The organism is Devosia insulae DS-56 (assembly GCF_000970465.2).
Lineage (GTDB): Bacteria > Pseudomonadota > Alphaproteobacteria > Rhizobiales > Devosiaceae > Devosia_A > Devosia_A insulae.
Genome location: NZ_LAJE02000360.1, coordinates 1 through 6,133, shown reverse-complemented (window position 1 = coordinate 6,133; position 6,133 = coordinate 1). Strand labels below are relative to the sequence as shown.

2 protein-coding genes and 2 riboswitches are annotated in these 6,133 nt (G+C 66.2%); of the genes, one reads left to right on the top strand and one right to left on the bottom strand.

The genetic code is table 11. The features are described from left to right. Window positions 1-97: 97 nt before the first annotated feature. Window positions 98-3,010 (bottom strand): ribonucleoside-diphosphate reductase subunit alpha, encoded by a 2,913-nt coding sequence (locus VW23_RS23785; RefSeq protein ID WP_069911973.1) that lies wholly within the window; start codon window positions 3,008-3,010, stop codon window positions 98-100. Window positions 3,011-3,122: 112 nt separating this feature from the next. Further along, window positions 3,123-3,275: riboswitch (cobalamin riboswitch) on the bottom strand. A gap of 122 nt (window positions 3,276-3,397) precedes the next feature. Then, window positions 3,398-3,587: riboswitch (cobalamin riboswitch) on the top strand. Window positions 3,588-3,808: 221 nt separating this feature from the next. Here VW23_RS23785 and metE point away from each other — a divergent pair. Beyond that, window positions 3,809-6,058 carry a 5-methyltetrahydropteroyltriglutamate--homocysteine S-methyltransferase gene (gene metE, locus VW23_RS23780; RefSeq protein ID WP_069911972.1) on the top strand — a complete coding sequence of 750 codons (2,250 nt, stop codon included), beginning with the start codon at window positions 3,809-3,811 and terminating at the stop codon, window positions 6,056-6,058. Window positions 6,059-6,133 lie beyond the last annotated feature (75 nt).

Sequence of the window (6,133 nt, the reverse complement as noted above, 5' to 3'; positions counted from 1 at the left end):
CCCAGAGCGCTCGTCGGCAGCGTCAGTAGGGTCTAAGAGACAGCCCCCCGCCCCTCCCCTCAAGGGGGAGGGGAGCACCAGAGCCGGTGGCCAGGCGTTATTGGCAGGCCTCGCAGTCGGGGTCGTCGATCAGGCACGCCGGCCCATCTAGCACCGCCATTTCCAGCGCCAGCTTCTTCTGCACCGGCGCTGCCTCGACCACCGGCGCTGCCTCGACCACTGGCGCAGCAGCCAGCGCCGGCGTCACTGCCACCGCGTTGAGCTTGCCGTCGGTGCCCTTCAGCGTCGATTTCTCGACATGCGTCGCCGAGCGCGAACGCAGGTAATAGGTGGTCTTCAGACCCGCCTTCCAGGCGCTGCGGTAGAGCTGGTCCAGCGCCTTGCCCGAGGGATTGGCGAGGTAGAGGTTCAGCGATTGCGCCTGGTCGATCCATTTCTGCCGGCGCGAGGCGGCGGCGATAAGCCAGCTGGCATCGAGCTCGAACGCCGTGGCGTAGATCGCCTTGAGATCGTCGGGCACCCTGTCGATCTGGCCGACCGAGCCGTCGAAATATTTGAGGTCGGAGATCATCACCTCGTCCCACAGCCCGCGGGCCTTCAGGTCGCGCACCAAGAGCGCGTTCACCACGGTGAAATCGCCCGACATGTTCGATTTGACGTAAAGGTTCTGGTAGCCCGGCTCGATCGACTGGCTCACCCCGCAGATGTTCGAGATGGTGGCGGTCGGGGCGATCGCCATGGTGTTGGAGTTGCGCATCCCCACCGTCTTGACGCGCTGGCGGAGCGCCTCCCAGTCGAGCCGCTGGGTGCGGTCGATATGGATCTCGCTGCGGGTCACCGCCAGCATTTCGAGGCTGTCGATCGGCAGTACGCCACGGCTCCACAGCGAACCCGGGAACGAGGCGTAGGCGCCGCGCTCTTCGGCGAGGTTGGTCGAGGCGGTGATGGCATAGTAGCTGATCGCCTCCATCGAGCGGTCGGCGAATTCCACCGCGGCATCCGAGCCATAGGCGATGCCCTGCGCCTGCAGCGCATCGGCAAAGCCCATCAGGCCCAGCCCGACCGGGCGGTGGCGGAGGTTGGAGCGGCGGGCTTCCGGGATGGTGTAGAAGTTGATGTCGACGACATTGTCGAGCATCCGCATCGCGGTATCGACGGTTCGCTTGAGCCGCTCGAGGTCGAGGCCCTGGTCGCCGATGTGGGCAAGCAGGTTGATCGAGCCGAGATTGCAGACCGCCACCTCGTCCTTGCCCGTATTCAACGTGATCTCGGTGCAGAGGTTGGAGGAGTGCACCACCCCGACATGCTGCTGCGGCGAGCGGATGTTGCAGGGGTCCTTGAAGGTCACCCAGGGGTGGCCGGTCTCGAACAGCATGGTCAGCATCCTGCGCCACAGATCGAGCGCCCGGACCGTCTTGAACACCGTTATGCCGCCGGCTGCCGCCTTCGCCTCATAGGCCTCGTAGGCCGCCTTGAACGCCGGACCGTAGAGATCGTGCAGGTCCGGCGTTTCGTCGGGCGAGAACAGCGTCCACTGTGCTCCCGCCTCGACGCGCTCCATGAACAGGTCCGGCACCCAGTTGGCCGTGTTCATGTCGTGGGTGCGGCGACGCTCGTCGCCGGTGTTCTTCCTCAAATCGAGGAACTCCTCGATGTCGACGTGCCAGGTCTCGAGATAGGCGCAGACCGCGCCCTTGCGCTTGCCACCCTGGTTCACCGCAATGGCGGTGTCGTTGGCCACCTTGAGGAACGGCACCACGCCCTGGCTCTCGCCATTGGTGCCCTTGATATGGGCGCCGAGCCCACGCACCGGGGTCCAGTCATTGCCGAGGCCACCGGAATATTTGGCGAGCAGCGCATTATCCTTCACTGCCTTGAAGATGCCGTCGAGGTCGTCGGCGACGGTGGTGAGGAAACAGCTCGAAAGCTGCGGCCTGAGCGTCCCCGAGTTGAACAGCGTCGGGGTCGAGGCCATGAAGTCGAAGCTCGACAAGAGGTTATAGAACTCGATGGCGCGGGCTTCTCGGTCGATCTCCCGCACCGCGAGGCCCATGGCGACGCGCATGAAAAACGCCTGCGGCAGTTCGAACACCGTGCCGGCGGAGTGGAGGAAGTAGCGGTCATAGAGCGTCTGCAACCCCAGATACTGGAACTGCTGGTCGCGCTCCGGCCGCAGCGCCGCGGCGAGGCGGGCGATATCGAAGCGGCCGAGCTCCGGATCGATCAGTTCGAGCCCGATGCCGCGCTCGAGATAGGCGGGGAAATACTCGGCATAGCGGCTCGTCATCTCGGCCTGCGTCGCCTGGTCGGGGCGGCCGGCGAGAAAGCTCAGCGCCTCACGCCGCAGCTTGTCGTTGAGGAGGCGCGCCGAGACATAGGCGTAACTGGGTTCGGTCTCGACCAGGGTGCGGGTGGCGAGGATCGGCGCCAGCGCCAGCTCCTCGGTCGAAATGCCGTCATAGAGGTTGCGGCGGGTCTCGGTGAGGATGGTCTCGGCGACCACGCCCTCAAGGCCGGCCGAGGCCTCGGCGATGACCGTGGCGAGGCGCGCTTCGTCGAGCGGCGCGCCATCGGCCATGCGGATCGCGGGAGCCGTGGCCGGTGCCACCGCCTTGTCGGCGCGCGCCTTGGCGTGTTCCTCGCGGTACAGCACATAGGCGCGGGCGACCTTCTGGTATTCGCCGCGCATCAGCGCCAGCTCGACCTGATCCTGCACATCCTCGATATGGAACACCCGGCCGTCCTTGGCCCGGCGGACCAAAGCCGCCACCACTTCGCCGGTCAGTTGTTCGACGATTTCGTGCACCCGGCGCGAGGCGGCCGCCTTGTTGCCCTCGACGGCAAGGAACGCCTTGGTCAGCGCCACGGCAATCTTGCTCTGATCGAACGGCACCGTGCCGCCATTGCGCTTCAACAGCGAGAAGCCCGGCGCAGTGGCCGCGTGCGGCTCGGGAGAGGTGACGACGACCGGGCGGCCGGTGTCGGAATGGACGATCTCTGAAGTGGACATGTGCCTCAAGTAACCCCGTGAGTGGCAGCGGGGTTTTCCGAGGTCGCGAAACGGCGCGCAGGCGCAGCTGGCCCGGGCGTTTTCGCGGCCAACCGGTGCACCCCGCCCGTGGACGAACTAACCTGTCGTGGCAGGTATCTGGCTGGCCGGCGGCGCCGGCTATCACAGTTGCGGGGGCAGCGCCGGACTGGAGCAATTGCCCGCACCGGCTTCCCTATTATCACCCGTCCTTGCGAACCGGGTGACCACGACACACTAGATGTAGTGTGCCTGTTCGAGATTCGCGTCAATGGGTTGCGATGGAATTCGCATCAGCGGTCAGCTCGCTGTGATGAGTGGGATATAAAGATATCTTTATGTCCCGTTGACAGCGCCCCGTCCCTGCGGCAACCTCAGCCCGTCCATGGTCCCCGCAAGGGGATAACAGGGAATCCGGTACGGGGCCGTCCCCAAGTCCGGAGCTGCCCCCGCAACTGTAGGCGGTGATGGGCGCTCAACGAGCCACTGGCGAGAAGCCGGGAAGGCGAGCGTTCAGGATCCCGCGAGCCAGGAGACCTACCGTGGAAGTGATTGTGCACTTGCAGTCGATCGGGCGGATCGGCGAGAGGACCAGACCATGACGAACCATCGTCACCACTTCCGAATGCGTCGCTGAACCGGCGGTCTTTCGTTGTCGCGCTTTCGAACCGGAAAAGTCTCACAACTTTTCCTGAAAACGCTCCGGAACCCGGCTCCATCCTGATCAGCATTTTCGCCCGCGCCTCTCGGCGCCGGGCCCGTACACGCATCGGAAACTCCATGACCCGTTCAGCCAATCTCGGCTTTCCCCGTATCGGCCTCCATCGCGAACTGAAGAAATCCCTCGAAGCCTATTGGAAGGGGGCAATCGACGCAGCGGCCCTCGACGCCTCCGGCAAGGCGCTGCGCGTCCGCCATTGGCAATTGCAGCGCGATGCCGGCATCGAGGTGATCCCGTCCAACGATTTCAGTTTCTACGACCATGTGCTCGACATGACCGCGACGCTCGGCGCCATCCCGCCGCGCTTCGAGAGCCTTGCCGACCCCACCGAGCGCTACTTCGCCATGGCGCGCGGCACGGCCGCGGCGCCGGCGATGGAGATGACCAAGTGGTTCGATACCAACTACCACTACATCGTGCCCGAGCTGCATAGCGGCCAGCAGTTCCGCCTCGCCTCGAGCAAGGCGGTCGACGAGGTACTCGAGGCCAGGGCGCTCGGCATCGAGACGCGGCCGGTGCTGGTCGGCCCGGTCACCTGGCTGAGCCTTGCGAAAGCCAAGGACGAGGTAGACCCGCTGACCCTGCTCGACGCCGTGCTGCCGGTTTATGCCGAACTGGTCGGCACGCTGAAGGCGATTGGCGCCGATTGGGTGCAGATCGACGAGCCGATCCTGGCGCTCGACCTCAACGCGGCGCAACGGGCGGCGCTGCGCCACGCCTATGACGTGCTGCAGCCGGTGGCGCCGCGCATCATGCTCACCAGCTATTTCGGTGCGCTCGGCGACAACACTGAGCTCGCCGCCGGGCTGCATGTGGCGGGGCTGCATATCGATCTCGTCCGCGCTCCGGAACAACTCCCTGCGGTGCTGAAGTCGCTGCCGGCGGATAGAGTGCTGTCGGTCGGGGTCATCGATGGCCGCAACATTTGGCGGGCCGATCTCGACCGCCAGTTGGCGCTGGTCAACAAGGCGTGGGACAGCGTCGGCCCGGATCGGCTCGAAGTTGCCCCGTCCTGCTCGCTGCTGCACAGCCCGGTGGATCTCGAGGCGGAAACCGAGCTCGACCCCGAGCTCCGGTCGTGGCTGGCCTTCGCCACCCAGAAGCTGGGCGAGGTGGCGGCGCTGACCCTCGCCATGCAGAAGGGCCGCCCGGCCGTCAAAGCCGCGTTCGAAGCGAGCGCCGCCGCGACCCTGTCGCATCGGCAATCGCCACGCATCCACCGCGCCGAGGTGAAGGGCAGGGCGGCCGCCAGCCTGCCGCTCAATCGCGCCAGCCCGTTCGCCATCCGTCGTGCGGCGCAGCGCCGGCGTTTCGGCCTGCCGGCCTTCCCCACAACCACCATCGGCTCGTTCCCGCAGACGCAACAGGTGCGCGAGCAGCGCGCCGCCTTCAAGCACGGGCAGATCGACGCGCTGGCCTACGAGCAGTTCCTCGAGGCGGAGACCGAGCGGGCGGTGCGCATCCAGGAGCGCCTCGGCCTCGACGTGCTGGTGCATGGCGAGTTCGAGCGCAACGACATGGTGGAGTATTTCGGCGAGCAGCTCGACGGCTTCGCCTTCACCAGAAACGGCTGGGTGCAATCCTATGGCTCGCGTTGCGTCAAACCGCCAGTGATCTACGGCGATGTCTCGCGACCGGCGCCGATGACCGTGCGCTGGTCGGCTTATGCCGCCTCGCTCACCGACAAGCCGATGAAGGGCATGCTCACCGGCCCGGTCACCATCCTGCAATGGAGCTTTGTACGGGTCGACCAGCCGCGCGCCGAAACCTGCCGGCAGATCGCGCTCGCCATCCGCGACGAGGTGCTGGACCTCGAAACGGCCGGCATCGGCATCATCCAGATCGACGAGCCGGCGCTGCGCGAAGGCCTGCCGCTGCGCCACGCCGACTGGGATGCGTACCTGCGCTGGGCGGTCGACTGCTTCCGCATCACCGCCTCGGGGGTGGCCGACGACACCCAGGTGCACACCCACATGTGCTACGCCGAGTTCAACGACATCATGGAGGCGATCGCCGAGATGGATGCCGACGTGATCTCGATCGAGACCTCGCGCTCCGCCATGGAGCTGCTCGAAGCGTTCCGTGATTTCCGCTACCCCAATGAGATCGGCCCCGGCGTCTGGGATATCCACGCGCCGCGCGTGCCGAGTCAGCCGGAAATGCTGGCCCTGTTGCGCAAGGCCGCCGCGGGCATCCCGGCGGAGCAGCTCTGGGTCAATCCGGATTGCGGGCTGAAAACCCGTGGCTGGCCCGAGGTGGAAGCATCCCTCGGCCACCTCGTCGCCACCGCTCGCGAGCTGCGAGGCTAGCGGGGCCGGGGGCGTGGCGCAGGGGCTATCGCATATGGAGAGCACCGGGCTCTCCGTGGTCCTCCACCGTGAAAC

Excerpts from the sequence above, each read along its gene's own strand:
- VW23_RS23785 (WP_069911973.1), bottom strand. The coding sequence starts at position 3,010 with ATGTCCACTTCAGAGATCGTCCATTCCGACACCGGCCGCCCGGTCGTC.
- metE (WP_069911972.1), top strand. The coding sequence starts at position 3,809 with ATGACCCGTTCAGCCAATCTCGGCTTTCCCCGTATCGGCCTCCATCGC.